Here is a 1193-nt window from a genome sequence, read left to right as displayed (position 1 = left end):
CCTACCTTTCTTTCGGGCCTTACTGGCCGATTCGTTAGCGCCCCTCCGTGTGAGGCGTTATTGCTGACGATATATTTATATCCAAAATTAGCCCATACTTCCACCTCGCCCCCGAACGGTTTTTTATAAGGGGTGAACGGCATACACATATACTTCACGCATGGTGCACTTCGACATAATAAAGTGTATTTACGTGCTTAAACGCTTTTTCAATCTGATAATTGATTGAAACTTATCTTTCTAAACCACCCTCAAATTGCATATTTTCACTAAAGATATGAATATAATTAGCGATTCATACCACGTCTCAACCATTTTCATTTTTATTCAGAAAAAAGTTTGTCCTATTCATTTCTGGTATGCATATTACCGTTTACCAGACGCCTGGTACCGTTCACCGGAAGCTCAGTATAAGGCCCAACGGATACCGGCTCGCCTTACGGCCTCATTTGTAACAACTTGACTTCTCGGTATAGAAAAACAGACTCGCTCCCCTCATGGGAAACGGGTCTGTTATCGATAATCTTAGACAGATTTGAGCGGCTTTGAGAGCCGTCGGAATCCTAGCGATCAAACTCCGCCAGTGCCTCGCCCAAAAGCCTCAGGCTCTCGAGAAGCTCCCAGTACTCGACCTCGGCACCCAGCGTACGCGGAATCTCGTAGAGCGGTGTATAGGAAGGCCACTCGGCAATCACATGGTCGCCGGGCTCGACCGCGGCCATGTGGCGTTGAGGTTCGCACCCGTACAGCCGTTGGTCTGCAGGATATGGTCGGGGTTGACCTCGCGACGATAGAGCTTGGCGGCTTCTGCCTTAAAGTCGGGCGAACCCTCGATCCAGCCGTAGTTCATCTACTCGCGGTCCAGGCGCTCATAGAACGTGGCGCCGTCCTGCTCGTCGAGCACGCGCAGCTCACGCATGGTAAGCGGCGAGATCGTCGACAAGACGATATCCCTCGTAGCGCTCTTCTCCCAAACGTTGAGCTACTCCTCAACGCCGATGGTCTTGATGTCCATGGCCAAACTCCTTACAAAAGCAGTCATCCAATCGTGTTGACGTTCCTCAAACAGGATCGGGGCGGTGCGAATATCCGCACCGCCCCAATGGGAGACATCTAATGGCAGCTAGATGTATGTATTAAAACCTGTACGGGTCCTTGAAGACCTTAGAGGTCCTCGCGCCAGAAGGGCATGC

2 protein-coding genes are annotated in these 1193 nt (G+C 50.7%); both read right to left on the bottom strand.

Annotation, left to right across the window (positions count from 1 at the left end):
* Window positions 1-563 precede the first annotated feature (563 nt).
* Entirely contained in the window at window positions 564-722 is a 159-nt protein-coding gene (locus tag SFLMC1_RS11350; protein WP_226814245.1) for a hypothetical protein, read from the bottom strand.
* Window positions 692-850: a hypothetical protein gene (locus tag SFLMC1_RS11345; protein ID WP_226814246.1), complete on the bottom strand. Its 159-nt coding sequence runs from the start codon at window positions 848-850 to the stop codon at window positions 692-694. The genes SFLMC1_RS11350 and SFLMC1_RS11345 overlap by 31 nt, the downstream gene beginning before the upstream one ends.
* Window positions 851-1193: the final 343 nt, after the last annotated feature.

The organism is Collinsella aerofaciens (assembly GCF_901212495.1).
Classification (GTDB): Bacteria; Actinomycetota; Coriobacteriia; order Coriobacteriales; family Coriobacteriaceae; genus Collinsella; species Collinsella aerofaciens_H.
The sequence above is the reverse complement of the archived record's forward strand: the minus strand, read 5'-3'. Positions and strand labels throughout refer to the sequence as shown.

What these genes read in the sequence shown, in the direction of transcription:
- SFLMC1_RS11345 (WP_226814246.1), bottom strand. Translation starts at nt 850, where the DNA reads ATGAACTACGGCTGGATCGAGGGTTCGCCCGACTTTAAGGCAGAAGCC.
- SFLMC1_RS11350 (WP_226814245.1), bottom strand. Translation starts at nt 722, where the DNA reads ATGGCCGCGGTCGAGCCCGGCGACCATGTGATTGCCGAGTGGCCTTCC.